The following is a 25,347-nucleotide window of genomic DNA, read 5'->3' on the forward strand; positions in this document are numbered from 1 at the left end:
GACTGGTTTAGTGACGCGGTTATTGGGCAATTAAAGAATAAAGAACAAAAGTTTGGAGGAGCTTGACATGAAGGCACATACGGGAAAGGATTGGTTTTGGTACCAAATGGGGCCTCAAGAAAGAAGTAAGGCAAGGGATCTAATCCATTTTTCTCACTGGCCTCAGTGTGAAAAGTGGTTTGAAAATAACCATCACGTTAATTTTTTACGAGTAGATACAACTGAAACGGAAAATGAAGCGGTATTTGGGTCGATTGTTTATGATCAGGGGCTTGGTGAAGAAAAAGATCATACTGTTTTTCACTTTTATATCACCAGACAATATTTTTTTACTATCAACTTTGATTTTTCAATTTTGAGAGAGATTAAAGGAAAAGAAGTTGTCCGGCAAATGGAAAGAGCGGACAATGCGATAGAGGGGTTTTTAATTCTTCTCGGCGAACTAATGAATGCGTATTTAATCGGTGTTGATGAATTTGAAGTAAAGCTGAGAAAGCTTAGATGGCAGATTAAAGACGACAATAGCAAAAGCATTTTAAACCGCGTCCATCTCCTGCGCCATGAACTGATGATTTGGAAAAATTTAATATTAAGCGCCAAAAAAATTGAAATGGCGTTGAAAGAAACTTTTTTACCTCAAAATGAAGGGAAAAAGGATTATCAGCGGACACAACTGAAGATTGACAGGGGATTTACATATATCAGCGAATTTGAAGGGGAGCTTAACAATCTGTTGCATTCAGAGGAAGTCATTACCTCACATAGGGGGAATGAAATTGTAAAAGCGCTGACCATTTTCACGACGCTTTTTACGCCGATTACAGCTCTGGGGGCCTTATGGGGGATGAACTTTTCTGTGATGCCGGAACTGAATTGGAAATACGGATATCTCTTTTCTCTCTTATTGATTGTCACATCTACAGTCCTGATCTATCTCTATTTGAGGAAAAAAGGCTGGACGGGAGATATGCTGCAGGAGCGGAAGAAGAAAAAGAAACCTCGAAAAAGGCGGACTCTATAGGGTGTTTCATATTTTGTGCAGCGTGCCCCGCTTTTTCACCAGACATATCAGGGTGACCGGATACGATGACAAGGCGCTTATGGCAGAGCATCAAATCCGCAGTTTATCGATTCTTGAAAATGACCAAATGACCGGTATTGTTGCATTAGGCGACCTTTCCGTTGAGAAAGATACTGGTCAAAAAGCGAAAACAGCATAATGAAAATGGAATCAAGCAGGCATGGTGACCATGTCTGCTTTTTTATTATTGGGAAAATTATAATGAAAGGGGCACATTCAGTTGAAAGTTTTTTTCTTGCCAGAAAGAATTGGTTTTTCAGCATATAACATCTCACAAAATCACGTTTTCCCTGTTTGATTACCGCTCCTTCTTTTTCTACAATACGCATTGAAAGGAGAGGGAATCAAATTGGATTCAATAGAAAATGTAAGCAAAAACTTGATTGAAGAGGCATATCTAACAAAGGCTTCTGATATTCACATCGTGCCGAGGGAGCGGGACGCTATCATTCATTTTCGGGTCGATCATGCCTTGCTGAAAAAAAGGGACATGAAAAAAGAAGAGTGCGTAAGACTGATTTCACATTTTAAATTTCTTTCAGCAATGGATATAGGTGAAAGGCGAAAGCCGCAAAACGGTTCGCTTACGTTAAAGCTGAAAGAGGGAAATGTTCATTTAAGAATGTCAACGCTGCCCACAATTAATGAAGAAAGCCTCGTGATCAGAGTGATGCCCCAATACAATATCCCTTCGATTGATAAATTGTCGCTATTTCCGAAGACAGGAGCCACATTACTCTCGTTTTTAAAACATTCCCATGGCATGCTCATTTTTACCGGGCCGACTGGTTCAGGGAAGACTACCACATTATACTCTCTCGTTCAATATGCAAAAAAACACTTTAATCGAAATATTGTCACATTAGAGGACCCTGTTGAAACAAGGGACGAAGATGTTCTTCAGGTTCAGGTGAATGAAAAAGCCGGTGTAACTTATTCTGCAGGTCTGAAAGCAATTTTGCGCCATGATCCCGATATGATTATTTTAGGTGAGATCAGAGACGCGGAAACAGCTGAAATTGCGGTGCGGGCAGCGATGACGGGACATCTGGTACTAACGAGCCTTCATACGAGAGACGCAAAGGGCGCCATTTACAGACTGCTTGAATTCGGTATCAATATGAATGAAATCGAACAGACTGTCATTGCAATAGCGGCTCAGCGCTTGGTTGATTTGGCTTGCCCGTTTTGTGAAAACGGATGTTCATCAGTGTATTGCCGACAGTCACGAAATACCAGGAGAGCTAGCGTTTATGAGCTTCTATACGGGAAAAATCTTCAGCAATGTATCCAGGAGGCAAAAGGAAATCATGCAAATTACCAATATCAAACGCTTCGTCAAATTATCAGAAAAGGAATTGCGCTCGGCTATTTAACGACAAACAACTATGACCGGTGGGTTTATCATGAAAAAGATTAGAAAAGTCTGGTCATTAAAGGATCAAGCCAGGTTATTAAAGCGGCTCGGTGAAATGACTGCGGGCGGATATACGCTTCTGGATGGATTACGCCTGATGGAACTTCAGATGAATAAGAGGCAGGCGGCTGACTTGACTGGTACGGTCACTTGTTTGAGGGAAGGGGCTCCGTTTTATCAAGTACTAAAGAGTTTGTCATTTCATAAGGAAGCCGTAGGTATTTGTTATTTTGCTGAAACACATGGTGAACTGCCTGCTTCCATGATCCAGAGCGGAGAGCTGCTGGAACGAAAAATTGCACAGGCAGACCAGCTGAAAAGAGTGCTGCGCTATCCGCTTTTCCTCATCTTTACGGTCGCTGTCATGTTTTATATGTTACAGTCCATCATCATTCCTCAGTTTTCCGGTATCTATCAATCGATGAATATGGAAACCTCACGTTCAACCGATATGCTTTTTGCTTTTTTTCAGCATATTGATCTTGTGATCATTTTGCTTGTTCTTTTTACAGCAGGTATCGGGATTTATTATTGGCTTGTGTTTAAGAAAAAATCACCTGCCCGGCAAATGCTGATTTGTATCAGGATTCCTTTGGTTGGAAAGCTTGTCAAGCTGTTTAACAGCTACTTTTTTTCTTTGCAGCTAAGCAGCCTTTTAAAATCAGGCCTCTCAATTTATGACAGCCTTAATGCATTTAAACATCAAACGTTTCTCCCTTTCTACCGCTGCGAGGCTGAACAATTGATTGAACGGCTAAAAGCCGGTGAGTCAATTGAATCCGCTATTTGTGGAAGCCCTTTTTATGAAACTGATTTATCAAAAGTCATATCTCACGGCCAGCTGAGCGGCCGATTGGATCGGGAGCTTTTCACATACAGCCAATTCATATTACAGCGGCTGGAACACAAAGCGCAAAAATGGACAGGCATCCTTCAGCCAATGATTTATGGATTTGTTGCAGCGATGATCTTACTTGTGTATTTATCTATGCTTGTGCCTATGTATCAGATGATGAATCAAATGTGAAAGGAAGAGGCTGATGAATGAGAAAGGATTTACACTTGTTGAAATGTTAATCGTGCTCTTTATTATTTCGATTTTGCTTTTAATTACGATACCGAACGTCACAAAACATAATCAAACCATTCAAAAAAAAGGCTGTGAAGGCTTACAAAACATGGTTAAGGCACAAATGACTGCATTTGAGCTTGATCATGAGGGACAAACTCCGAGCCTTGCCGATTTACAGTCAGAGGGCTATGTGAAAAAGGATGCTGTCTGTCCAAATGGTAAGCGCATTATCATCACCGGCGGAGAAGTTAAGGTTGAACATTAAATTAAACGAGGAGGAGGGGTTTACCCTTTTAGAAAGTTTGCTTGTGTTAAGCCTTGCCTCTATCCTACTGATTGCCGTCTTCACCACACTTCCTCCTGCTTATGACAATATAGCTGTCCGACAGGCAGCAAGGCAGCTGAAAAATGATATTATGCTCACACAGCAGGCTGCTATTTCCCGTCAACAAAGAACAAAAATTTTCTTTCATAAAAAAGAATATCAATTAGTCATTGGTGATACGGTCATTGAACGTCCGTATGCAAGGGGACTTTCTATAGAACTGCTGACATTAAAAGACCGTTTGGAATTTAATGAGAAAGGGCACCCGAATGCAGGCGGAAAAATACGAGTAATAGGCCATGACGCTTATGACATAACAGTTTATCTAGGGAGCGGGAGAGTCAATGTGGAGAGAAAATAAAGGTTTTTCTACAATAGAAACAATGTCTGCGCTAAGCCTGTGGCTGTTTGTGCTGCTGACAGTCGTCCCCTTGTGGGACAAGCTGATGTCTGATGAAAAAATGGCGGAATCACGAGAAATTGGCTATCAGATGATGAATGAGAGCATTAGCAAATATGTCATGAGTGGTGAAGGAGCCGCGTCAAAAACGATTACAAAGAACAATCATATCTATGCAATGAAGTGGGAGGAGGAGGGCGAATATCAAAACGTATGTATCAAAGCCGCAGCTTATAAAGAGAAATCATTTTGCCTCAGCATTTTGCAGACAGAATGGCTACACGCTTCTTAACGTATTATTTTCGCTCTCAGTCTTTTTGCTCATATCAGGATCGTTAGCTGCGATTTTCCATCTGTTTTTGTCTCGACAGCAGGAACATGACGGTTTCACACAGCAAGAATGGATGATTTCGATAGAACAGATGATGAATGAATGCAAGGAGTCACAGGCAGTTAAGACAGCCGAGCATGGGAGCGTGTTAATCTGCACCAATCTTTCCGGACAAGATATCCGTTTTGACATTTATCATTCAATGATCAGAAAAAGAGTGGATGGCAAAGGGCATGTTCCGATTTTAGATCATATTACTGCCATGAAAGCTGATATTGAAAATGGTGTTGTTTTGCTGAAAATTGAGAGTGAGGACCAAAAAGTGTATCAAACTGCTTTTCCAGTCTATTCGTATTTAGGAGGGGGGTGAATGTATCGTACAAGAGGGTTTATTTATCCAGCTGTTCTTTTTGTGTCAGCGCTTGTGCTGTTAATCGTGAACTTTGCTGCTGTTCAATATATTTCACGCTGCATGTTTGAGAAGGAAACAAAAGAGTTATACATAGGAGAGAATTTGCTTCAAAATGGTACGCTTCTTTCGATTCGGCACGTTCTAGAGAAACGGAAAGGCCAGGAGGGTACGCAGCAATTTCCATATGGACGGGTTTCTTATTACATTCATGATACATCGATAAAAGAACAAAAAGAAATCAACTTAAGAGTATCAACGGAGTCGGGAACAGAAAGAACTGCACAGATCGTGTTTGACCAAAAACAGAAAAAACTGCTGAGATGGACAGAATAAAACAGTGTAAAGGGTATAAAAAAAGTCATGTGAGACAACACTTCATAATAATTTGATGATGAGGTGATCACGTGAAAACGAATGATTATGTTAAATATATGACGCAGCAATTTGTCAAATATATAGATACTCCGAGAGATGAGCGAAAAGAACGAAAAGAGGTGCGGAAAGAAACAAAAACGCCTGTTTCCCAGCAGTGGTTCGGTATTTTACCCTATGGCTTCCGACTTTGGCTGAAACGGAAAAAATAACCGCAAATAAACGAATAAGGTCCTTCAAAAAATGGAGGACCTTATTGATATTCTTCTAATATGGCGATTTTATTGACCTTTTGGCTATAAGGATCAAATGAAATCGTCACAAAAACGCCGAATTCTTTTGATCCTTCCCTCAGAGTTAAATGGTATTGCTTCACTGCTTCATCTTTTCTTTTACGGTCCCATACTTTTTGTTTGAACAGTACCTGTGCGAGCGGGTACCTTTTTTTTGCTTCTTTTACAGCAATCTCTTCCCATTTGGACATGTGACGGGCGGTTACAAGCGGTGTTTCTTCTGCGTGAGCGGCTGTGGCGCCAAAGACGAGAAGAGATAGACAAATCACACATTGTTTGATCATCATGCTGTCACCCTTTCTTGTTTATTATTACCAAATAATAATGGGATATGCATTTAAATTCTCACATAACAATCCCAAAAATTTCAAAAAAATTGAAAAGATGAGCAATACTGAGCAAGACTTTGTAATATGATGAAAACATTCTTTTAAACGAACAAAATGAGCGATTTTGGTGTTTTTAAATCTATAAATCGTTGATTATACTCTACTTGTGTAGTTCTTTAAAGAGAACGATTGTCATATCAAGTTACAGTGTTTTACAGGAGGTAAGATATGTTTCGATTGTTTCACAATCAGCAAAAGGCGAAGACGAAACTGAAAGTTCTGCTAATCTTTCAGCTTTCAGTCATTTTCAGTCTGACTGCCGCAATATGCTTACAATTTTCCGATGATACAAGCGCTGCTTTTCATGATATTGAAACATTTGATGTCTCACTTCAAACGTGTAAAGACTTTCAGCATACAGATAAAAACTGCCATTATGATAAACGCTGGGATCAAAGTGATTTGCACATATCAGATCAAACGGATACGAAAGGAACTGTATGCTCACCTATCACCTTATTTGCTGAGCTCGAAAATACAGGTGAGAAACTTAAGAAATCAAAGTGGAAGTGGGAGCTTCATAAGCTTGAAAATGCCCGAAAACCGTTAAAGGATGGGAACGTGATCGAAAAAGGATTTGTCTCCAATCAAATCAGCGATTCACTTTATAAAATTGAGACGAAGAAAAAAATGAAACCCGGCATTTATGCATTTAAAGTATATAAACCGGCAGGCTACCCGGCAAACGGCAGTACATTTGAGTGGTCGGAGCCTATGACGCTTGCAAAATGCGATGAAAAACCGACAGTCCCTAAAAAAGAAACAAAGTCGGGCGTCAAAAAGGAGAATGAAACAACACAAAAGGATATACAGGAAAAAACAATGAAAGAAGAAACATCTCAAGAAGCTGTAACCAAAGAAAATGAAACTCAATCAGACCAGAAGGAAAGCGGGGAAGAGGATGAAAAAAGCAATGAAGCTGATCAGTAATATTTTATACGTGATCATCTTTACTCTTATTATTGTGCTGACACTTGTCGTGATTTCAACACGTTCATCCGGGGGAGAGCCGGCTGTGTTTGGGTATACATTGAAATCAGTTCTGTCAGGTTCGATGGAGCCGGAGTTCAATACAGGTTCCTTAATATTGGTCAAAGAAATCACTGATGTGAAAGAGCTCCAAAAAGGTGACGTTATTACATTTATGCAGGATGCAAATACGGCGGTCACCCACAGAATTGTTGACATAACAAAGCAAGGAGACCATTTGTTATTTAAAACAAAAGGTGATAATAATGCAGCAGCTGATTCAGCGCCTGTATCGGACGAAAATGTTCGCGCGCAATACACAGGTTTTCAGCTTCCATATGCCGGCTATATGCTTCATTTTGCCAGCCAGCCAATTGGAACGGCTGTATTATTGATTGTTCCCGGCGTGATGCTGTTAGTGTACGCTTTTGTGACGATCAGCAGCGCCATTAGAGAAATTGAAAGAAAGACAAAAGCCTTGGAAACAGATACAAAGGACAGCACCATGTCCACTTAACTTCAGTTGTAAACCTGGCAACAGGTTTCGATATAAAACATTCAATAAAAGGGGAGTTTTAACCATGGGTATGAAAAAGAAATTGAGTTTAGGAGTTGCTTCTGCAGCACTAGGATTAGCTTTAGTTGGAGGAGGAACATGGGCAGCATTTAACGACATTAAATCAAAGGATGCTACTTTTGCATCAGGTACGCTTGATTTATCTGCTAAAGAAAATTCAGCGAGTGTGAACTTATCAAATCTAAAGCCGGGAGATAAGTTGACAAAGGATTTCCAATTTGAAAATAACGGATCACTTGCGATCAAAGAAGTTTTAATGGCGCTTAATTATGGAGATTTTAAAGCAAATGGCGGCAGCAATACAACTCCAGAAGATTTCCTCAGCCAGTTTGAAGTGACATTGTTGACAGTTGGAAAAGAGGGCGGCAATGGCTACCCGAAAAACATTATTTTAGATGATGCGAACCTTAAAGACTTGTATTTGATGTCTGCTAAAAATGATGCAGCGGCTGCTGAAAAAATCAAAAAACAAATTGACCCTAAATTCTTAAATGCAAGCGGTAAAGTCAATGTAGCAACAATTGATGGTAAAACCGCTCCTGAATATGATGGTGTTCCAAAAACACCAACTGACTTCGATCAGGTTCAAATGGAAATCCAATTCAAGGATGATAAAACAAAAGATGAAAACGGGCTTATGGTTCAAAATAAATATCAAGGCAACTCCATTAAGCTTCAATTCTCATTCGAAGCTACACAGTGGAACGGCTTGACAATCAAAAAGGACCATACTGATAAAGATGGTTACGTGAAAGAAAATGAAAAAGCGCATAGCGAGGATAAAAATTAATAACAGCAAAAAAAGAGACGGCCCAGTAAATTATCACTGGGCCGTCTCGATGTTTATTGACAAAAGAGGAGTTAGTGCCTCTGCTCAGGCACTACTCCTCTTTTTGGGATTTTCTCCATTTTTGATAATCTAAAAATTCACGAAATTGTTTTTTCGATACCCCGGATGTCATTGCATCGCGAACCAATTTCTCCCATTCACTATCTAATTGACCATCGTATTCGGTTTCATGTTTCTCATCGAGCAAAGTATGAACCGAGACGTCCAGAACAGCGGAGACTTTTTCGAGAAATTGAATGGAGGGGTTCGTTTGTAGATTTCGTTCTATTGAGCTTAAATAAGACTTCGCTACCCCAGCTTTTTCAGCTAGTTCTGATAGTGAGTAGCCTTTTTCTTTACGGTATTGTTTAATACGCTGGCCAATCAATGTCATCACCTTCCTTGTGATATTATAGCACATTCAGAAAGGATTTACGGTATGACTTCTGGCTGCCGGACCAGGATGAGCAGACTTTTTGTTTAAAAGTAAATATTTTCGTATTTCTTCCGGGCTGATATTTGCCTCTTTGGCTTCCATCATCAATTCAACCCATTCTTGATCCAATTCAAAGTGCTCTTGTTTTGCATTTTTCATGCAGTTTCTCCTCCTAAAATACTTGTTTATGTATTTCAGCCAGTCCGGCCATGACTCATTGTATGCTTCATTAGTCTCTGGAAGTCATTTCCCCTTTAAAAATGCCAGAATTTTTTTCCAATATACCTTTATTATAATCGCATTTTTTCAAAAAAAACGAGAACGATGTCGAATGAATAAAAGTTAGCTTGAAATATTATTTTGCAGATAAAATAATCCGCCATTTTCAATTTCAACTGATATCTTTGGTTGATACAAGGTTTTCAGCGCCTGTTTTTCTAGATGGTATTCTTCTGGTTTTTCTTCTATATGCTCGTAAAACTTATCAAGCAATATCATGTCATTTCTCCACCTATTAACCGCCTGTTCCGCCCAGTCGGACGGCTCCTGCATAGCGGATTTGGAAATATAGTTTTCCATACGCTTAAGTCCGCTTTCTGGTTTGATCATAGGTGAAATGGTGAAGCAATAGTCACATATTTGTGATGTCAGTGAAAGCTGGGTCAGCTTGCTTTGAAAATCTTCAATTATCGTTCCAGAGACTAGGTGAAGACCTAGTGACAATAACTTATCCTTTTTCATGTCGGACTGGTATGAAATCGTGACATTTATACCAAGCCAAGGCTGAAGTGGGACTTTGGCTCCGGCTGATTCAATTTTCTCATACATTCTGGTAAATCTCCCATTTTGTTTAACAGCTTTAAATATTTGAAAAAGACGCGGGGCCCCAAAATATATAAATTCACCATCTAGGTCTTTTGACGCATTTTCTTTATCTGTAATAAAAGTGATTTTCATTGGATTCGGATCACCGCCTGTCTTCTCGCGCCAATGCCAGTAGAAAGGGCGGTTCATGATTTGTTTGTCCATTTCAACTGTAAGCTGCACTGTCATATAGCCTAAGCCTTGATCGACGATTTGGCAGCTGTTTGCTTGAAAAAAACGCAGCAGAAAATCGTGAACCTCTTGCTGTCTCACTAGTAAAACCTCCTTACAGGCTAAGATCCTCTTTTTTCAGCAGGCTGCTGTTTTTTATAAGACAAAAATGAGGTTAAGTTATCCATTTTTATTTTCATTTCTTCTTCTGTTGCTGAGTGATACAAAATGTCATGAAGGTGCTCTTCAAAATTGTTCACTTGAATTTTCGTTAAAATATCATCAAGTTCGCCGACCACTTTTTCAAACAAATGAATTTTTTCATATAAAAGCTTTAGAATATGCTCTTCCACCGTATGTTTTGTTGCCATGTTATAAATGTGGACGTCACGCTCCTGCCCGAGTCTGTGAATTCTTCCGATTCTTTGCTCAAGTCGCATCGGGTTCCATGGAAGATCATAGTTGATCATGTGATTGCAAAATTGCAGGTTAATTCCCTCACCGCCTGCTTCAGTTGCAATAAGGACTTGGATCTTTCCGCGGAAAAGATCCTTCATCCAGTCTTTTTTCCCACGTTTAAATCCGCCTCTAAACGGCACAGAACTGATGCCGTTTTGCTGAAGAAACCACTGCAAATAAATCTGGGTTGCACGGTATTCTGTAAAAATGATGACCTTATCGTCGATCTTTTTGATTAAATCAACGACTTGAAGCGCTTTAGAATTTTGTGTCACTTGATTGATGCGCTCTATTAAAACTGAAATCGTATGTTCATCAATGGCAGGTGCTTGTTTCTCTTTTTGATCAAGCATCTTTTTCAGCGTCATATACACCGCTTCTCTGCTCGAACAGCATTCTCTTTGCAAGGTCATAATCGAGAACATGCTGGCTGGTTTATTGATACTTTCCTTCAAGCGAGAAATTTCATCATAAAGCGCCTGCTCTGATGGAGAAAATTCAATCGGCACTGTTTCAACATGGCGCTGTTTCCAATTCAGCCCGGTATCATGCCGCCTGTTACGGATCATGACTTTATTCACAAGATCTTTTAAATGTTCATGCGCTTCTAAACTGGATTTCTTCTTGGCGAACTCCTCCTGAAAGTGATTCTGACTGCCTAAATGGCCGGGTTTTAATAAGGACACCAAATTGAAAATCTCTTCGATACGGTTCTGGATTGGCGTCGCGGTAAGAAGCAGGCAATATTTTTTTACGAGATTCCGGACAAATTCATAGTTCTTCGTTTTGCTATTTTTCAGTTTGTGTGCCTCATCAATAATGACAAGATCATATGGGATTGACAGAACGATTTCGCGATGGGGCGAGCGCTTCGCGGTGTCTATTGATGAGACGACAATATCGCATTGCTCCCACACATAGCTTTTCTTTTGTTCAACAGCCGGAATCAAAAATTTTTCCTGAAGCTCTTTGACCCATTGTGACACAAGGGAAGCGGGCACAAGGATCAAAATTTTTTTTGCTAACCCGCGAATCATATATTCTTTTAGAATCAGTCCAGCTTCAACCGTTTTCCCGAGACCAACCTCATCTGCTAAAATCGCTTTCCCGTTCATTTTTTCAACCACTTTTTGCGCTACCTCAAGCTGGTGGGGGAGCGGCGTAAAGGAAGGCAGATATAAAGGAGCCCGTAAACCTTCAAACTCTGGAATTGCTAATGTTTTCTGGATTTCTGCAGAGAGCTTGTACAGTTCCCAGTTTGCCCAAGGGCCATCGTTTTTCAGTCTTTCAGCAAATTCTTCAGGCCATTTTGCATCGTAGATCATTTCGGTATTCATTGCTTTGAAACCGCCTTTCTTATTCTTCGATTCTTAAGATGAATAATATTAGAAAAATCTGCCCAAATTGCTGTTGCCCAGCATATAGTGATGATGGTAGGATATGAGTATGTATTTGATGTAAGATATTGCTATAGTATGTCCATAACAGCATGAAAATATGAGCGAATGACAGCAAGGGGAGAGACCTGACCGAAAACCTCGGGATACAGGCGCCGAAGGAGCAAACTGCGGAGTGAATCTCTCAGGCAAAAGAACTCTTGCTCGACGCAACTCTGGAGAGTGTTTGTGCGGATGCGCAAACCACCAAAGGGGACGTCTTTGCGTATGCAAAGTAAACTTTCAGGTGCCAGGACAGAGAACCTTCATTTTACATGAGGTGTTTCTCTGTCCTTTTTTGTATGTTTTTTAGCTGCGCCGTTGATAAAGGGGAGGAATTAGATGCTGAAAAGAACGCCGTTATTTGACCTGTATAAGGAATATGGAGGAAAAACGATTGATTTCGGAGGTTGGGAGCTTCCTGTTCAATTTTCTTCTATAAAAAAAGAACACGAGGCTGTCCGAACTGCAGCCGGTTTGTTTGATGTATCTCATATGGGAGAAGTCGAAGTGTCAGGGAACGACAGTCTGTCTTTTTTGCAAAGATTGATGACAAATGATGTTTCCGCGTTAACGCCAGGCCGTGCTCAATATACAGCGATGTGTTACCCGGATGGCGGAACCGTCGATGATTTGCTTATCTATCAAAAAGGAGAGAACCGCTATCTGCTTGTCATTAATGCTTCTAATATAGATAAAGACTTGGCTTGGATGAAAGAACATGCAGCAGGTGATGTGCAGATTGACAATCAGTCAGATCAAATCGCGCTCTTGGCTGTACAGGGACCGAAAGCAGAAGCGGTCGTAAAAAATCTGACAGATGCAGATGTGTCTGCATTAAAGCCGTTTGCGTTTATTGATGAAGCCGATATCAGCGGCCGCAAAGCACTTATTTCACGCACTGGCTATACGGGAGAAGACGGGTATGAAATTTACTGCCGCAGTGATGATGCTATGCATATTTGGAAAAAAATCATCGATGCAGGGGATGCATACGGATTGATTCCATGCGGTCTCGGTGCACGTGATACACTCCGGTTTGAAGCGAAGCTCCCGCTCTACGGTCAGGAGCTGACCCGGGATATTACACCGATTGAAGCAGGTATAGGCTTTGCTGTAAAGCACAAAAAAGAGTCTGACTTTTTCGGTAAGTCAGTATTGAGTGAACAAAAAGAAAACGGAGCGAAGCGCAAACTTGTCGGTCTCGAAATGATTGAAAAAGGGATACCGCGGCACGGATATGAGGTTTTCCAAAATGGCAAGTCTGTCGGAAAGGTGACAACCGGCACGCAGTCACCGACATTAGGGAAAAACGTCGGCCTTGCCTTAATTGATTCGGAAACAAGTGAGATCGGGACTGTTGTAGATGTAGAGATTCGCAAAAAATTAGTGAAAGCAAAGGTTGTCAAAACACCATTTTATAAACGCTAATATTTTTTCTTGGAGAGAGGAGACAACACATGAAGCACCGTTATTTGCCCGCAACAGAAAAGGATAAACAGGAGATGCTTGCTACTATCGGCGTAAGCAGCATCGATGATTTATTTGCTGATATACCGGAAAACGTCAAATATAAAAAAGAGTATCAAATTAAAAAAGCGAAATCAGAAACAGAATTAACAAGAGAACTGACAAAGCTGGCCTCTAAAAATCGTGATACCGTACAATACGCTTCTTTCTTAGGAGCGGGTGTATATGACCATTATCAGCCTGTCATTGTGGATCATGTCATTTCGCGCTCTGAGTTTTATACCGCATATACGCCTTATCAGCCAGAGATTTCACAAGGAGAGCTCCAGGCTATTTTTGAATTCCAAACGATGATCTGTGAACTGACAGGCATGGATATCGCCAACTCCTCGATGTATGACGGCGGAACAGCCTTGGCGGAAGCAGCAATGCTTGCTTCAGGCCACACGAAAAAGAAAAAAATCGTTGTGTCAAAAACCGTGCATCCTGAATCGCGAGAAGTGCTGAAAACGTACGCAAAAGGTCAGTATATTGATGTTGTTGAAGTACCTGCTGCGGATGGCGTTACGGATCTTGATGCATTGCGCCAAACCGTTTGCGAGAACACAGCCGCAGTGATCGTTCAGTACCCGAATTTTTTCGGCCGGATCGAGCCGCTAAAGGATATTGAGCCTATCGCTCATCAAGGGAAATCCATGTTTATTGTTTCAGCTAACCCGCTTGCGCTAGGTCTTCTCACTCCGCCGGGTAAGTTTCAGTCTGATATCGTCGTCGGTGATGCGCAGCCTTTCGGCATTCCTTCAGCATACGGCGGCCCGCATTGCGGCTTTTTTGCCGTTACTAAAAAATTAATGCGAAAGGTGCCGGGCCGTCTCGTCGGACAAACGGAAGACGAAAACGGAAAAAGAGGCTTTGTGCTTACCCTGCAAGCCAGGGAGCAGCATATCCGCCGGGATAAAGCAACATCAAATATATGCTCGAACCAAGCTTTAAATGCGCTGGCAGCATCAGTAGCCATGACTGCTCTCGGAAAAAACGGCGTAAAAGATATAGCCCGCCAAAATCTCTTAAAAGCCAACTATGCAAAGCAAGAAGCAAAAAAAGCAGGCCTTACCGTTATGTTTGACGGGCCGATGTTTAATGAATTTGTCATCAAACTGGATGAGCCGGTGAGAGCTGTGAACAAGCGTTTGCTGGCAAAAGGCATGATTGGCGGATATGATCTTGGGTTGACGTATCCGGAGCTGGACTGCCATATGCTGATTGCTGTAACGGAGCTGAGAACAAAAGAAGAAATTGACGCACTCATTCAGGAATTGGGGGATCGCCATGAGTAATCAGGACCAGGCACTTATTTTTGAACTTTCAAGAGAAGGCCGAATCGGCTATAGTCTGCCGGAGCTCGATGTACCGGAAATCGAATTGGGGGACCTCTTGTCAGACACCTATATTCGTGACGAAGACGCATCGCTGCCGGAGGTTTCAGAGCTGGACATCATGCGCCATTATACAGCGCTGTCCAAACGCAATCACGGGGTGGATTCCGGTTTTTATCCTCTCGGTTCTTGCACGATGAAATACAATCCGAAAATCAATGAAAAAATCGCGCGTATACCCGGTTTTGCTGCAATTCATCCCCTTCAGGATGAAGACACGGTGCAAGGCGCATTAGAGCTTTTATATGATTTAAGCAAGCACCTTGAAGAAATAACGGGAATGGATGAGGTTACGCTTCAGCCTGCTGCCGGAGCGCACGGCGAATGGACGGGGCTGATGATGATCCGTGCCTATCATGAAGCTCGCGGGGATTTCAAGCGGACGAAGGTCATTGTCCCTGATTCCGCGCATGGGACGAATCCTGCATCAGCAACAGTAGCAGGCTTTGAAACCGTTACGGTGAAATCGAATGAAAAAGGGCTTGTTGATTTAGAGGATTTAAAAAGAGCAGTGAATGAAGAAACTGCAGCTCTTATGCTGACGAATCCGAACACGCTCGGCTTGTTTGAGGAGCAGATTACAGAGATGGCGGAAATTGTACACCAAGCGGGGGGGAAACTGTATTATGACGGCGCTAATTTAAATGCCGTTTTAAGCAAGGCGAGACCTGGAGATATGGGATTTGACGTGGTGCACCTCAACCTGCATAAAACATTCACAGGCCCTCATGGCGGCGGAGGCCCCGGCTCAGGCCCTGTCGGCGTAAAAAAAGATCTGATTCCTTATTTGCCAAAGCCAGTTTTAGTCAAAAAAGAAGGGCGCTTTACGTTTGATTATGACCGCCCTCATGCGATTGGCCGAGTGAAGCCGTATTACGGCAACTTTGGCATTAATGTGAGAGCGTATACGTATATTCGCTCCATGGGGCCTGACGGATTAAAGGCTGTTACTGAGAACGCAGTGTTAAACGCCAACTATATGATGAGAAAGCTCGCGCCTTATTACGATCTTCCGTTTGACCGCCATTGCAAGCATGAATTTGTATTATCAGGGAAGCGGCAGAAAAAGCTGGGAGTGCGTACGCTTGATATTGCAAAACGGCTCCTTGATTTCGGCTATCATCCGCCGACGATTTATTTCCCGCTTAATGTTGAAGAATGCATCATGATCGAGCCGACGGAGACCGAATCAAAGGAAACACTGGACGCGTTTATTGATGCTATGATTCAAATCGCAAAAGAAGCGGAGGAGAATCCGGAGCTTGTTCAGGAGGCCCCGCATACAACGATTGTAAAAAGAATGGATGAAACAAAAGCGGCGAGACACCCGGTGCTCAGATACGAGGCGGTAGAAAGATAAATAAAAACAGCTGTCTACCAGACAGCTGTTTGCTTTATTTCTTCGCTTTAATCTTTCCGCCCCATTTTTTAAAGCCGCCTTTTAGGTTGTAAATCTCAGTGCAGCCGTTTTTGCGCAGGGTTTGTGCCGCGCGTCCGCTGCGGACACTGTTTTGGCAGTACAGGTAAACAGGCTTGTCCGTACGGATCTCATTTTTTCTCTGTTTCAGCTGGGAAAGCGGGATGTTGCGGGCGCCTAAAATATGTCCGCCCTCAAACTCATTTGGCTCACGAACATCAATAAGCTGCGCTTTGCGGTAACCCGCGCGGAATTCTTCTTCGGTAAGTGTTTTCATAATTCGCTGCTGATAGACATAGGAAGCAATCATATAGATGATAAACGCAGCAAAAATAATCAAAACGATCATATTAGACAATGTGATTCTACTCCTTTAGCATATAAAATCAAAACCCTGCTTCATAAAACAAGGTCATAGAGCCGTTTTCGACAAATACTATTATAGTAAAGCACAGCGTGATTGTCATCTATAATGGAACTAAAATATTTTTCATTTTCCCGACAGTTTGATAAACTGATTCTATTAAAACGGTAAGGAAGGTCTTAAAATGCAAAAAGAAACTTGGCGGTTTATAGACTCAGGCAATGCAAGTCCTGCATTCAATATGGCGCTTGATGAAGCGCTTTTATATTGGCACAGCGAAAAGAAAATCCCCCCGGTTATCCGTTTTTACGGCTGGAATCCGGCGACACTTTCTGTAGGGTATTTTCAAAATATTAAAAAGGAAATCAATTTTGAAGCAGTACATAAATATAATCTCGGATTCGTCAGACGCCCGACCGGCGGGAGAGGTGTGCTTCACGATCAGGAACTGACATACAGCGTAATTGTTTCGGAAGAGCACCCCGAGATGCCGGCGACTGTTACTGAGGCTTACCGGGTTATTTCAGAAGGCATACTTCAAGGCTTTAGAAATCTCGGTCTGGACGCTTACTTTGCCATCCCGAGAACTGAAAAAGAAAAAGAAAGCTTAAAAAATCCGCGGTCATCTGTTTGTTTTGACGCGCCTTCGTGGTATGAGCTAGTGGTTGAGGGGCGCAAGGTGGCGGGAAGCGCGCAAACGAGACAAAAAGGCGTGATTCTTCAGCATGGCTCCATTCTTCTTGATTTAGATGAGGACAAGCTGTTCGATCTGTTCTTATATCCAAGTGAAAGAGTAAGAGAGCGGATGCAGCGCAATTTCAAAAACAAAGCGGTTGCCATTAATGAACTCACTGAAAAGCGGGTGACGATGGATGAGGCTCGTAAAGCCTTTAAAGAAGGATTTGAAACAGGTCTTAACATTCATTTGGAGCCATATGAACTTTCTCAGGAAGAGCTTGGTTTTGTTCATCACTTGGCTGAAACAAAGTACGCTTCAGATGAATGGAATTATAAGCGGTAAACAGGGCTTTTGACCCGCGGAGCATCCTTGTTTTTTCAAGTTCATTAGTGTAAACTTGTAATGGTTTATAAAGTTAAGGTGCTTTTTGGGAGGGTTTCGATGACAACACCAAGTATGGAAGATTATATTGAACAGATTTATATGCTGATTGAAGAAAAAGGATATGCACGAGTTTCCGATATCGCGGAAGCATTGGCAGTCCATCCCTCCTCTGTAACAAAAATGGTTCAAAAACTAGATAAAGACGAATATTTAATTTATGAAAAATATCGCGGTCTCGTGTTAACGTCTAAAGGGAAAAAAATAGGCAAACGGCTGGTATACAGACATGAATTGCTTGAGCAGTTTTTAAGAATCATTGGTGTTGATGAAGAGAAAATATATAACGATGTCGAAGGAATCGAACATCATTTAAGCTGGAACAGTATTGATCGCATCGGGGATCTTGTTCAATATTTTGAAGAAGATGATGCCCGTAAAAAAGATCTGAAATCAATCCAAAAGAAAACAGAACATCATAATCAGTAAAAAGGCGGTCTCGAAGGAGGCCGTCTTTTTTGATACGCTGACGCCACCCGTCATTCGTTGGTCTATTTCTTCGCGTGTTTTCTTAAAATGGTAATAAACGATCGGATGGAGGGGGAGGGAATGAGATGTATATTGACGGTGTTTTTTCCGGCGGAGGAGTAAAAGGCATTGCGCTCGCAGGCGCTTATGAAGTGCTTGAGGAAAAAGGCTTCCGCTTTAAAAGAGTTGCGGGTACAAGCGCCGGCGCCATTATTGCCGCTTTCATTGCGTCAGGTTACACCAGTAAGGAAATCCACGCTTTAATTGAAGAAGTGGACGGAGAGAAATTGCTGGACCAGAGGTACTCATTTCTCCCCTTAAAGATGCTCCAGTGGGTGTCCATCTACTGGCGTCTTGGCTTATACAAAGGCGATACGATAGAAAAATGGATTGCTGATCTGTTAAGAGCGAAAGGCATAAGGGTTTTCGGCGATTTGCAGAAAGGGTCTCTGCGCCTTATTGCTTCTGATTTGACAAACGGCACCATGATTGTTTTGCCGGACGATTTGGCCCGTTACGGGTTAAATCCTGATATGTTCCCGGTTGCCAGAGCGGTCAGAATGAGCTGCAGCATCCCGTATTTCTTTGAACCGATAAAATTAAAAACGGACACAGGCACCGCCACGGTTGTCGACGGAGGCGTGTTAAGCAATTTTCCAATCTGGCTGTTTTCAAAGGAAAGAAAGCGCCCTGTGATCGGTGTCACACTTGCGCCGCGTGAAAGAGAGCGTCCGAAAAAAAATATCCGCAACGCTTTTGAACTGTTCGGCGCCCTGTTTGAAACGATGAAGGATGCTCATGACGCAAGGCACATTGCGTCACGCTATGAACAAAATATCATTTTTCTCCCTGTCGATGACGTAATGGCCACTGATTTTCATTTAACACAACAAAAAAAACTAGCCCTGATTGAGCTAGGTAAAAGACGGACAGAGCTGTTTTTAAAGCAGTGGACCTATTAAAAAAGCGCTCTGTTTTTCTTTTTATTTTTTTTCCCTTCTATAACAGTCAGCTGAGTCTGGCTTTTTTTCTTGAGAATCATCGGTTTAGGCTTGCTGGCGCTCGGAACGCTTCGCAGGTGGCTGACACGTCCCTTATGTCCGGCGCGGTGTTTTGCTTTTTGTTCTTTCATCCGGCGCCGCGATTGTTTCGCCGCTTTTTTGAAGGCTGCTCCTTCGCTGCCCGCATTTCGATTCATTACATATTTCACAATAAAATAAATAATGATACCTGCCACGATGACGGTTACCGCCATTTTTGCCATTTCTCCGGGATTGGTTACCAGCACATAGAGGAAACCGAACGCTCCCAGCGCAATTAATACAGCAATAATAGGTTGTACACGATGATTCATAACTGTCCACCTCCGAAAGTAATAGCAGGGCAACGGATTTTAGATGACGTTGTGAGAAGGCTTCTGATTTTGCTCAGACAATGCTTCGAGTCTGAGAAGTTCGTTAAAGCTTTCGATGGCAACTTCAACCTGGTCATCCTTAGGTTCCTTTGTGGTTAACAGCTGAAGCCAAAGTCCCGGGTACCCAAGTAATTTCAGACCGGGAATGTCACGCACTTTGTTTGTCAGCTGCAGAACTTCAAAGGATAGACCAAGCACGACCGGTATCAGTGCGACACGATCTATAACACGCAGCCAAAGCGGATCTGTCGGAACGAGTAAATAAACAAACATGCCGACAATAATCGTAAATAAAATAAAGCTTGATCCGCAGCGGTAATGAAGCCGAGATTGGTTTTGGACATTCTCCACAGTAATTGGCAAATTCTGTTCATAACAGTTTATGACTTTATGTTCGGCTCCATGATATTGAAACACTCTTTTAATAAGCGGTGTCATGGACAAAAAATAGATGTAACCGAGCAGCAAAATCAACTTAAACAGGCTTTCAACCGCGATTTGCGCCGTGTCCGAGGAAAAAATCGGCCTTGTCAGTTCCGCTAAGAAAACTGGAACCAATGTAAATACGAATTTACTGAACAAAAATGATAGGACGCCTATAACTGCGAGGCTGAGATACATAGACAGCCCGGAGGATTTTTTTTCTTCCTGCTCAAGTGTCTCGTCTTCAGATGGATCGAGCCCGTAACGTTCGCTTGAAAAATTCAAATGCTTTGTGCCGTTTGCACTCGCTTCGATAATGGCCGCGATCCCCCGTAAAAACGGTATCTTTTTCACGATGTTCAGTTTCGGGTTGTGTTTGCGGGGAAGCTTAAAAAAGTCAATGCTTCCATCCGTTCTTCTGATGGCTGTAACGTAATGATGCTTTCCGCCAAACATAACGCCTTCCACAACAGCCTGCCCGCCGTAAGCGGGCGGAACTTTATGTTTTGACATATTATCAACCTGCCTATTTCTTAGGATTGCTAACCATTTCCTTTCACTCTATTGTACAGGAAACAGCGCTAAACCTCTAGATTGACAGGCTGAAAAAATTGCCATAGCCTTGCTTTTTCTACATGCATTATACCCTTTATTTTCAAATTTTACTCGCAGCTGTCAAAAAGTGTGAGCTTTTTTATTGACATTTCATTTTTTGGGCACACTTTAACTGGAGGTGCCATGATGACAAGCGAAAAAGATACAGAACAAAATGAAGAATTGAATGAGAAGCAAAAGCCGCCTGTTTCAATGGCCGGCAGAGTGGCGGCAACAGGTTTTTGCGGAGGCGTACTTTGGAGTTTCGTTGCTTATATCGCATACTTGTTTCATTTTTCCGAAATCAGCCCGAATATGATATTGCAGCCGTTTGTGCTCGGAGAGTGGAAAAAACATGGGCTGGGAACGGTAATCAGCATCATTTTGATTGGAGTAATTTCAATTGGCGCAGCGTTTCTTTATTTTCTTCTATTGAAACGTTTAAAAACAATGTGGCCGGGTATTTTATACGGCTTGGTGCTTTGGCTGCTCGTGTTTTTTGTTTTTAATCCGATTTTTCCAGATGTGCGCACGGTGACCGAACTGACATCAGATACAATTATTACGACCATTTGCATTTATTTGCTTTACGGGCTGTTTGTCGGGTATTCCATTTCATTTGAATACAATGAGCTGAATTCGGAAAAGCTTGCACGTGCGCTGGGAATGCATAGAGAATAGTGTATAATCCTTTTCCAGTATGATAAAATGTTCACGAGAAGTGAACATTTTTTACATGAGAAACCCTCGCGAAAAGGAGAGATTATGTGCCTCATTTTTTGATTTTAAACGGACCGAATGTTAACCGGCTTGGGAGTCGTGAGCCTGAAGTATTCGGCCGCCAGACACTGACCGATATTGAAACAGATCTTTTTCAGTTTGCTGAAGCCTTACATATCCAGCTCACTTTCTTCCAGTCTAATCACGAAGGTGATTTGATAGATGCGATACATGAGGCTGAGGAGCAATACAGCGGGATTGTTCTGAACCCCGGCGCCCTGAGTCATTATAGCTATGCGATCAGGGATGCTGTTTCAAGCATCAGTCTTCCTGTGGTAGAGGTGCATTTATCAAACTTATACGCCAGGGAAGAATTCAGGCATCAGTCGGTTATCGCTCCTGTTGCGAAAGGGCAGATTGTCGGTCTTGGAGCTGAAGGCTACAAGCTTGCTGTTCGCTACTTATTAAGCCAGCAAGGGGGAGAATCAAGATGAAGCTAGAGAAATTAAGAAACCTGTTTGGACAGCTGGGAATTGACGGCATGCTGGTTACAAGCAGCACGAATGTACGCTATATGACAGGGTTTACAGGTTCGGCGGGTTTGGCTGTTATATCGGGTGACAAAGCAGCGTTTATTACGGATTTTCGTTATACTGAGCAGGCGAAGGTTCAGGTAAAGGGTTTTGAGATCATTGAACATGGCGGCAGCTTGATTCAGACCACTGCCGACACTGTTGAATCGTTTGGCATCAAGCGTCTCGGCTTTGAACAGAACAGCATGACATATGGCACTTACGCTTCATACAGCGCCGTTATCAGTGATGCCGAATTAGTGCCTGTGGCTGAATCCGTGGAAAAGTTGCGCTTGATTAAGTCTAGTGAAGAGATTAAGATATTAGAGGAAGCTGCGAAGATTGCAGATGATGCCTTCAGACATATCTTGACGTTTATGAAACCCGGCATTTCTGAAATCGCTGTTGCCAATGAGCTGGAGTTTTATATGAGAAGCCAGGGAGCAGACAGCTCTTCTTTTGATATGATTGTCGCCTCAGGCCTTCGTTCGAGCCTTCCGCACGGTGTGGCCAGTGACAAACTGATTGAAAGCGGAGACCTTGTTACGCTTGATTTTGGCGCTTATTATAAAGGATATTGTTCTGATATTACCCGGACGGTCGCTGTAGGTCAGCCCAGTGATCAATTGAAGGAGATCTATCAGGTTGTATTTGATGCTCAGGCGCTTGGCGTCGCACATATTAAGCCGGGAATGACAGGAAAAGAGGCTGACGCCCTCACAAGGGATCATATTGCTGCAAAAGGCTACGGTGACTATTTCGGCCATTCAACCGGGCACGGGCTCGGCATGGAAGTTCATGAATCGCCGGGATTATCCGTCAGATCTTCAGCTATCCTTGAACCGGGTATGGTGGTCACAGTGGAGCCGGGCATTTACATACCAGAAACAGGCGGTGTCCGTATTGAAGATGACATCGTGATTACAGAAAACGGCAACCGGACAATCACCCATTCCCCAAAAGAACTTATTATTTTGTGATTGGAATATAGGAGGACATTAAACATGATTTCAGTTAACGATTTCCGTACAGGATTAACAATTGAAGTAGATGGCGGCATTTGGCGCGTCGTTGACTTCCAGCACGTAAAACCTGGAAAAGGTGCGGCATTTGTCCGCTCTAAACTCCGCAACCTTCGCACTGGCGCGATTCAGGAAAAAACATTCCGCGCTGGTGAAAAAGTAGCGAAAGCGCAAATCGAAACCAAAACAATGCAATATCTATATGCAAACGGAGATCAGCACGTATTTATGGATACTTCTTCTTATGAGCAGCTTGAACTGAGCGCAACTCAAATCGAAGAAGAATTAAAATACCTGCTAGAAAACATGTCTGTGCATATCATGATGTACCAGGATGAAACACTTGGTATCGAACTTCCAAACACAGTTGAGCTGAAAGTTGTTGAAACTGAACCTGGTATTAAAGGTGATACAGCGTCAGGCGGTACAAAACCTGCGAAAACTGAAACCGGGCTTGTTGTAAACGTGCCGTTCTTTGTGAATGAAGGCGACACACTTGTTGTCAATACATCAGACGGTTCTTACGTTTCAAGAGCATAGAAAGAAAAAAAGAAGTCTGTTCCCAAATGGGAGCAGGCTTTTTTTGTGCCCAAAAACAGAATCTTTCTTTTATACGAAAATGACAAGACTACTTCAGCAAGCTAGAGCATATCATATAAAAAAATGGGAGGTTGGGAGAGTGCTATGAAATTTTTACTTGGAAATATCAATTCTACTGTTTTAACAATGGCGGGATTACGAGTTTTATCCTCTATGATTGAGCTGACGGCAGCAATTGTCATGCTTGTGACCAACGATGTCCGGAAGGCGGTTGTGGTTAACAGCATTCTCGCTATTGTCGGTCCGTTGATTTTTATCATCACGATGACTGTCGGAATCTACCAAATTGCCGGACAGCTTTCGTATGCAAAGCTGATTCTGATTTTTACGGGTGTTGTCTTGATTTTGGCGGGTGTTCATAAATAAAGAGAGGCTTGTCATAAAGTCTGCCTCACATCATACATTTTAAAGAAGCCAATCGGTAGAAAGGAGGAGGCTCTGTTGAATGAAATCGCTGAGGTTCTCCCTGAATCCATGAAAAACGCCCTTTCTGAAATACCGGAACAACAATGGCTGGAAATCGAAGAAGTCAGAATTCGGATCAACCGCCCTGTTGAATTGATTCGAAGAGGACAACCTGTGTATTTGTCCTATGCGGGCACGGCCGAGGATGCCCATCTGATCCTGAGCCGGCTCAGCAACTATAGTATGTATACACTAGAAGAAGAGCTGAAGAAAGGGTATGTCACGATCAGAGGCGGCCACAGAGTCGGACTGGCGGGCAGAGTCATTACGGAAAACGGAGGTGTGAAAGGCCTCCGTGATATCGCATCTTTTAATATACGAATTGCCCGGCAAAAGCTGGGGATTGCGGAGCCGCTGCTTCCATACTTATATCAAAGCAGCTGGCTGAATACGCTGATTATCGGACCGCCCCAAACCGGCAAAACAACACTTCTCCGGGACCTTGCGAGGCTCTCAAGCACCGGCAAAAAACCCATGCTGCCCGTTAAGACAGGAATCGTCGATGAACGGTCAGAAATTGCCGGATGTCTTCGCGGTATTCCGCAGCATCAATTTGGTCAGAGAATTGACGTGTTAGACGCCTGTCCAAAAGCTGAAGGGCTGATGATGATGATTCGATCCATGAGCCCTGAGGTGATGATTGTCGATGAAATCGGGCGTATGGAAGATACAGATGCACTTCTGGAGGCGCTGCATGCCGGTGTTTCAGTAATCGTATCGGCGCATGGCTGGAGTATATCCGACCTGATGAAGCGGCCTTCATTGAAGCGTTTGTGGGAAGAAAGAGCCTTTGACCGCTATTTGGAATTATCAAGAGCAAAAGGGCCGGGCACAGTGAGCCAAATTTATGACAAAGACGGAAATGTGCTGTCTAGGACGACGGGCGTGAAAACATGCTGAAGCTGCTGGGCGCTGTATTCATTGTGGTAGCGACAACATGGACAGGTTTTGAGATGGCGAAGATTTATACAGAACGGCCGCGGCAAATCCGCCAGCTGCGTGCGGCGCTTCAATCCCTCGAGGCTGAAATCATGTACGGCCATACACCGCTTCATACTGCTTCACAGCAGATTGCCAAACAGCTCGCACAGCCTGTTTCAGCTCTTTTTTCCGCATTCAGTGATCAGCTGGACAAGGGAAGTGATTCCGCGAAAACGGCGTGGGAGCAAAGCTTAAAGAAGGTATGGGACACCCTGTCTTTGAAAAAAAGCGAATACGAAGTGCTGAAGCAGTTTGGCGAGACGCTCGGGATTCATGATCGAATCTCTCAGCAAAAGCACATCAAGCTGGCGCTGTCACATTTGGAAGCCTCTGAAGCGGATGCTGAGCAGGCGCAAGCGAAAAATGAAAAGATGATAAAAAGTTTGGGCTTTTTAGCGGGCTTGTTACTCATTCTTCTATTGATGTAAACGTGAGGGGAGCAAAAATA

The 25,347-nt window shown here is 42.7% G+C and carries 34 protein-coding genes and 1 riboswitch; of the genes, 26 read left to right on the forward strand and 8 right to left on the reverse strand.

The genetic code is table 11. The features are described 5' to 3' along the window. The first annotated feature begins 67 nt into the window (after positions 1 to 67). The 10 genes from corA to M1D94_RS09035 all read left to right on the forward strand — a co-directional run bounded on the left by corA (position 68) and on the right by M1D94_RS09035 (position 5,622). A complete protein-coding gene (gene corA, locus M1D94_RS08990; RefSeq protein WP_004399136.1) occupies positions 68 to 1,021 on the forward strand; it encodes a magnesium transporter CorA in 954 nt (317 codons plus the stop codon). A 1-nt stretch (position 1,022) separates the two neighbouring features. Then, on the forward strand, positions 1,023 to 1,220 hold the full coding sequence (locus M1D94_RS08995) for a CBS domain-containing protein (protein ID WP_072173931.1): 198 nt from the start codon (positions 1,023 to 1,025) through the stop codon (positions 1,218 to 1,220). A 210-nt stretch (positions 1,221 to 1,430) separates the two neighbouring features. Continuing rightward, positions 1,431 to 2,501 (forward strand): competence protein ComGA, encoded by a 1,071-nt coding sequence (gene comGA, locus M1D94_RS09000; RefSeq protein ID WP_070547533.1) that lies wholly within the window; start codon positions 1,431 to 1,433, stop codon positions 2,499 to 2,501. Further along, a complete protein-coding gene (gene comGB, locus M1D94_RS09005) occupies positions 2,488 to 3,525 on the forward strand; it encodes a comG operon protein ComGB (RefSeq protein WP_086344083.1) in 1,038 nt (345 codons plus the stop codon). Before comGA ends, comGB begins: the two co-directional genes overlap by 14 nt. Positions 3,526 to 3,538: 13 nt before the next feature. Beyond that, on the forward strand, positions 3,539 to 3,835 hold the full coding sequence (comGC, locus tag M1D94_RS09010) for a comG operon protein ComGC (RefSeq protein WP_003230162.1): 297 nt from the start codon (positions 3,539 to 3,541) through the stop codon (positions 3,833 to 3,835). Continuing rightward, positions 3,825 to 4,256, forward strand: coding sequence for a competence type IV pilus minor pilin ComGD (gene comGD / locus M1D94_RS09015; protein WP_032726159.1), 432 nt, complete (start codon positions 3,825 to 3,827; stop codon positions 4,254 to 4,256). Before comGC ends, comGD begins: the two co-directional genes overlap by 11 nt. After that, a complete protein-coding gene (gene comGE / locus M1D94_RS09020) occupies positions 4,240 to 4,587 on the forward strand; it encodes a ComG operon protein 5 (RefSeq protein WP_063335293.1) in 348 nt (115 codons plus the stop codon). The genes comGD and comGE overlap by 17 nt, the downstream gene beginning before the upstream one ends. A 25-nt stretch (positions 4,588 to 4,612) precedes the next feature. Beyond that, on the forward strand, positions 4,613 to 4,996 hold the full coding sequence (gene comGF, locus M1D94_RS09025) for a ComG operon protein ComGF (RefSeq protein WP_032726158.1): 384 nt from the start codon (positions 4,613 to 4,615) through the stop codon (positions 4,994 to 4,996). Next, positions 4,997 to 5,371, forward strand: coding sequence for a ComG operon protein ComGG (gene comGG, locus M1D94_RS09030; protein ID WP_021480019.1), 375 nt, complete (start codon positions 4,997 to 4,999; stop codon positions 5,369 to 5,371). Between the two features lie 71 nt (positions 5,372 to 5,442). Further along, positions 5,443 to 5,622 (forward strand): YqzE family protein, encoded by a 180-nt coding sequence (locus tag M1D94_RS09035; RefSeq protein WP_003230176.1) that lies wholly within the window; start codon positions 5,443 to 5,445, stop codon positions 5,620 to 5,622. Positions 5,623 to 5,663: 41 nt separating this feature from the next. On the opposite strand, the gene M1D94_RS09040 is transcribed toward M1D94_RS09035, so the two are convergent. Continuing rightward, entirely contained in the window at positions 5,664 to 5,990 is a 327-nt protein-coding gene (locus M1D94_RS09040) for a YqzG/YhdC family protein (protein WP_085186489.1), read from the reverse strand. Positions 5,991 to 6,260: 270 nt separating this feature from the next. On the opposite strand from M1D94_RS09040, the gene tapA reads away from it, so the two are divergent. The 3 genes from tapA (at position 6,261) to tasA (ending at position 8,428) form a co-directional block, all read left to right on the forward strand. Then, the gene (gene tapA, locus M1D94_RS09045) at positions 6,261 to 7,022 is read left to right on the forward strand and encodes an amyloid fiber anchoring/assembly protein TapA (RefSeq protein ID WP_456270511.1); all 762 of its coding nucleotides are present in this window, start codon (positions 6,261 to 6,263) and stop codon (positions 7,020 to 7,022) included. Next, positions 7,006 to 7,578: a signal peptidase I SipW gene (gene sipW / locus M1D94_RS09050; protein WP_003246088.1), complete on the forward strand. Its 573-nt coding sequence runs from the start codon at positions 7,006 to 7,008 to the stop codon at positions 7,576 to 7,578. The genes tapA and sipW overlap by 17 nt, the downstream gene beginning before the upstream one ends. 64 nt (positions 7,579 to 7,642) lie before the next feature. After that, the gene (tasA, locus tag M1D94_RS09055; RefSeq protein WP_424935069.1) at positions 7,643 to 8,428 is read left to right on the forward strand and encodes a biofilm matrix protein TasA; all 786 of its coding nucleotides are present in this window, start codon (positions 7,643 to 7,645) and stop codon (positions 8,426 to 8,428) included. 91 nt (positions 8,429 to 8,519) lie between these two features. Here tasA and sinR read toward each other — a convergent pair whose 3' ends face one another. The 4 genes from sinR to M1D94_RS09075 form a co-directional block, all read right to left on the reverse strand. Beyond that, positions 8,520 to 8,855: a transcriptional regulator SinR gene (gene sinR / locus M1D94_RS09060; protein ID WP_003226345.1), complete on the reverse strand. Its 336-nt coding sequence runs from the start codon at positions 8,853 to 8,855 to the stop codon at positions 8,520 to 8,522. A 33-nt stretch (positions 8,856 to 8,888) separates the two neighbouring features. Continuing rightward, entirely contained in the window at positions 8,889 to 9,062 is a 174-nt protein-coding gene (sinI, locus tag M1D94_RS09065; RefSeq protein WP_014477323.1) for an anti-repressor SinI, read from the reverse strand. A gap of 183 nt (positions 9,063 to 9,245) precedes the next feature. Continuing rightward, a complete protein-coding gene (locus tag M1D94_RS09070) occupies positions 9,246 to 10,040 on the reverse strand; it encodes a YqhG family protein (protein WP_125121239.1) in 795 nt (264 codons plus the stop codon). Positions 10,041 to 10,060: 20 nt separating this feature from the next. After that, positions 10,061 to 11,734: a DEAD/DEAH box helicase gene (locus M1D94_RS09075; protein ID WP_032726152.1), complete on the reverse strand. Its 1,674-nt coding sequence runs from the start codon at positions 11,732 to 11,734 to the stop codon at positions 10,061 to 10,063. Positions 11,735 to 11,902: 168 nt separating this feature from the next. Further along, positions 11,903 to 12,004, forward strand: a riboswitch (glycine riboswitch). A 171-nt stretch (positions 12,005 to 12,175) separates the two neighbouring features. Here M1D94_RS09075 and gcvT point away from each other — a divergent pair. From gcvT to gcvPB, 3 genes are read left to right on the forward strand one after another with little or no spacing between them, the layout of a single operon-like run. After that, positions 12,176 to 13,264 carry a glycine cleavage system aminomethyltransferase GcvT gene (gene gcvT / locus M1D94_RS09080; protein WP_038829737.1) on the forward strand — a complete coding sequence of 363 codons (1,089 nt, stop codon included), beginning with the start codon at positions 12,176 to 12,178 and terminating at the stop codon, positions 13,262 to 13,264. 29 nt (positions 13,265 to 13,293) lie between these two features. Beyond that, positions 13,294 to 14,640, forward strand: coding sequence for an aminomethyl-transferring glycine dehydrogenase subunit GcvPA (gcvPA, locus tag M1D94_RS09085; RefSeq protein ID WP_029317920.1), 1,347 nt, complete (start codon positions 13,294 to 13,296; stop codon positions 14,638 to 14,640). Next, positions 14,633 to 16,099 (forward strand): aminomethyl-transferring glycine dehydrogenase subunit GcvPB, encoded by a 1,467-nt coding sequence (gcvPB, locus tag M1D94_RS09090; RefSeq protein ID WP_038829738.1) that lies wholly within the window; start codon positions 14,633 to 14,635, stop codon positions 16,097 to 16,099. Before gcvPA ends, gcvPB begins: the two co-directional genes overlap by 8 nt. A gap of 34 nt (positions 16,100 to 16,133) precedes the next feature. Here gcvPB and M1D94_RS09095 read toward each other — a convergent pair whose 3' ends face one another. After that, positions 16,134 to 16,514 carry a rhodanese-like domain-containing protein gene (locus tag M1D94_RS09095; protein WP_004398485.1) on the reverse strand — a complete coding sequence of 127 codons (381 nt, stop codon included), beginning with the start codon at positions 16,512 to 16,514 and terminating at the stop codon, positions 16,134 to 16,136. A gap of 190 nt (positions 16,515 to 16,704) precedes the next feature. On the opposite strand from M1D94_RS09095, the gene lipM reads away from it, so the two are divergent. The 3 genes from lipM to M1D94_RS09110 all read left to right on the forward strand — a co-directional run bounded on the left by lipM (position 16,705) and on the right by M1D94_RS09110 (position 19,070). After that, the gene (lipM, locus tag M1D94_RS09100; RefSeq protein WP_014480244.1) at positions 16,705 to 17,541 is read left to right on the forward strand and encodes an octanoyltransferase LipM; all 837 of its coding nucleotides are present in this window, start codon (positions 16,705 to 16,707) and stop codon (positions 17,539 to 17,541) included. A 99-nt stretch (positions 17,542 to 17,640) separates the two neighbouring features. Further along, positions 17,641 to 18,069: a transcriptional regulator MntR gene (mntR, locus tag M1D94_RS09105; protein WP_003236923.1), complete on the forward strand. Its 429-nt coding sequence runs from the start codon at positions 17,641 to 17,643 to the stop codon at positions 18,067 to 18,069. 125 nt (positions 18,070 to 18,194) lie between these two features. Continuing rightward, entirely contained in the window at positions 18,195 to 19,070 is an 876-nt protein-coding gene (locus tag M1D94_RS09110; protein WP_003230220.1) for a patatin-like phospholipase family protein, read from the forward strand. Here the strand turns inward: M1D94_RS09110 and M1D94_RS09115 are convergent. Beyond that, positions 19,067 to 19,462, reverse strand: coding sequence for an SA1362 family protein (locus M1D94_RS09115; protein ID WP_003226367.1), 396 nt, complete (start codon positions 19,460 to 19,462; stop codon positions 19,067 to 19,069). The genes M1D94_RS09110 and M1D94_RS09115 overlap by 4 nt on opposite strands. A gap of 39 nt (positions 19,463 to 19,501) precedes the next feature. Next, positions 19,502 to 20,458, reverse strand: coding sequence for a DUF1385 domain-containing protein (locus M1D94_RS09120; protein ID WP_032726146.1), 957 nt, complete (start codon positions 20,456 to 20,458; stop codon positions 19,502 to 19,504). A 225-nt stretch (positions 20,459 to 20,683) separates the two neighbouring features. On the opposite strand from M1D94_RS09120, the gene M1D94_RS09125 reads away from it, so the two are divergent. The 7 genes from M1D94_RS09125 to spoIIIAB all read left to right on the forward strand — a co-directional run bounded on the left by M1D94_RS09125 (position 20,684) and on the right by spoIIIAB (position 25,327). Further along, a complete protein-coding gene (locus tag M1D94_RS09125) occupies positions 20,684 to 21,220 on the forward strand; it encodes a YqhR family membrane protein (RefSeq protein WP_003230222.1) in 537 nt (178 codons plus the stop codon). A gap of 86 nt (positions 21,221 to 21,306) precedes the next feature. Then, entirely contained in the window at positions 21,307 to 21,753 is a 447-nt protein-coding gene (aroQ, locus tag M1D94_RS09130) for a type II 3-dehydroquinate dehydratase (protein ID WP_003230223.1), read from the forward strand. Beyond that, complete coding sequence (papA, locus tag M1D94_RS09135) at positions 21,750 to 22,811, forward strand: aminopeptidase PapA (protein WP_014480240.1); 1,062 nt, start codon at positions 21,750 to 21,752, stop codon at positions 22,809 to 22,811. The genes aroQ and papA overlap by 4 nt, the downstream gene beginning before the upstream one ends. A gap of 24 nt (positions 22,812 to 22,835) precedes the next feature. Continuing rightward, complete coding sequence (gene efp / locus M1D94_RS09140) at positions 22,836 to 23,393, forward strand: elongation factor P (RefSeq protein ID WP_003226377.1); 558 nt, start codon at positions 22,836 to 22,838, stop codon at positions 23,391 to 23,393. A gap of 144 nt (positions 23,394 to 23,537) precedes the next feature. Beyond that, positions 23,538 to 23,819, forward strand: coding sequence for a YqhV family protein (locus M1D94_RS09145; protein WP_004398639.1), 282 nt, complete (start codon positions 23,538 to 23,540; stop codon positions 23,817 to 23,819). Positions 23,820 to 23,894: 75 nt separating this feature from the next. Beyond that, complete coding sequence (spoIIIAA, locus tag M1D94_RS09150) at positions 23,895 to 24,818, forward strand: stage III sporulation protein AA (protein WP_015714242.1); 924 nt, start codon at positions 23,895 to 23,897, stop codon at positions 24,816 to 24,818. After that, on the forward strand, positions 24,812 to 25,327 hold the full coding sequence (gene spoIIIAB, locus M1D94_RS09155) for a stage III sporulation protein SpoIIIAB (protein WP_014480238.1): 516 nt from the start codon (positions 24,812 to 24,814) through the stop codon (positions 25,325 to 25,327). The genes spoIIIAA and spoIIIAB overlap by 7 nt, the downstream gene beginning before the upstream one ends. Positions 25,328 to 25,347 lie beyond the last annotated feature (20 nt).

The sequence above is a fragment of the Bacillus sp. JZ109 genome (genome assembly GCF_053903135.1).

Coding starts and splice junctions, on each gene's coding strand:
- M1D94_RS09040 (WP_085186489.1), bottom strand. CDS start 5,990: ATGATGATCAAACAATGTGTGATTTGTCTATCTCTTCTCGTCTTTGGC.
- papA (WP_014480240.1), top strand. CDS start 21,750: ATGAAGCTAGAGAAATTAAGAAACCTGTTTGGACAGCTGGGAATTGAC.
- sipW (WP_003246088.1), top strand. CDS start 7,006: ATGAAGCTGATCAGTAATATTTTATACGTGATCATCTTTACTCTTATT.
- efp (WP_003226377.1), top strand. CDS start 22,836: ATGATTTCAGTTAACGATTTCCGTACAGGATTAACAATTGAAGTAGAT.
- gcvPB (WP_038829738.1), top strand. CDS start 14,633: ATGAGTAATCAGGACCAGGCACTTATTTTTGAACTTTCAAGAGAAGGC.
- M1D94_RS09075 (WP_032726152.1), bottom strand. CDS start 11,734: ATGAATACCGAAATGATCTACGATGCAAAATGGCCTGAAGAATTTGCT.
- M1D94_RS09125 (WP_003230222.1), top strand. CDS start 20,684: ATGATGACAAGCGAAAAAGATACAGAACAAAATGAAGAATTGAATGAG.
- mntR (WP_003236923.1), top strand. CDS start 17,641: ATGACAACACCAAGTATGGAAGATTATATTGAACAGATTTATATGCTG.
- corA (WP_004399136.1), top strand. CDS start 68: ATGAAGGCACATACGGGAAAGGATTGGTTTTGGTACCAAATGGGGCCT.
- gcvPA (WP_029317920.1), top strand. CDS start 13,294: ATGAAGCACCGTTATTTGCCCGCAACAGAAAAGGATAAACAGGAGATG.
- spoIIIAB (WP_014480238.1), top strand. CDS start 24,812: ATGCTGAAGCTGCTGGGCGCTGTATTCATTGTGGTAGCGACAACATGG.
- M1D94_RS09115 (WP_003226367.1), bottom strand. CDS start 19,462: ATGAATCATCGTGTACAACCTATTATTGCTGTATTAATTGCGCTGGGA.
- M1D94_RS09145 (WP_004398639.1), top strand. CDS start 23,538: ATGAAATTTTTACTTGGAAATATCAATTCTACTGTTTTAACAATGGCG.
- comGE (WP_063335293.1), top strand. CDS start 4,240: ATGTGGAGAGAAAATAAAGGTTTTTCTACAATAGAAACAATGTCTGCG.
- comGG (WP_021480019.1), top strand. CDS start 4,997: ATGTATCGTACAAGAGGGTTTATTTATCCAGCTGTTCTTTTTGTGTCA.
- M1D94_RS09120 (WP_032726146.1), bottom strand. CDS start 20,458: ATGTCAAAACATAAAGTTCCGCCCGCTTACGGCGGGCAGGCTGTTGTG.
- lipM (WP_014480244.1), top strand. CDS start 16,705: ATGCAAAAAGAAACTTGGCGGTTTATAGACTCAGGCAATGCAAGTCCT.
- sinI (WP_014477323.1), bottom strand. CDS start 9,062: ATGAAAAATGCAAAACAAGAGCACTTTGAATTGGATCAAGAATGGGTT.
- tasA (WP_424935069.1), top strand. CDS start 7,643: ATGGGTATGAAAAAGAAATTGAGTTTAGGAGTTGCTTCTGCAGCACTA.
- comGC (WP_003230162.1), top strand. CDS start 3,539: ATGAATGAGAAAGGATTTACACTTGTTGAAATGTTAATCGTGCTCTTT.
- comGB (WP_086344083.1), top strand. CDS start 2,488: ATGAAAAAGATTAGAAAAGTCTGGTCATTAAAGGATCAAGCCAGGTTA.
- tapA (WP_456270511.1), top strand. CDS start 6,261: ATGTTTCGATTGTTTCACAATCAGCAAAAGGCGAAGACGAAACTGAAA.
- M1D94_RS09110 (WP_003230220.1), top strand. CDS start 18,195: ATGTATATTGACGGTGTTTTTTCCGGCGGAGGAGTAAAAGGCATTGCG.
- gcvT (WP_038829737.1), top strand. CDS start 12,176: ATGCTGAAAAGAACGCCGTTATTTGACCTGTATAAGGAATATGGAGGA.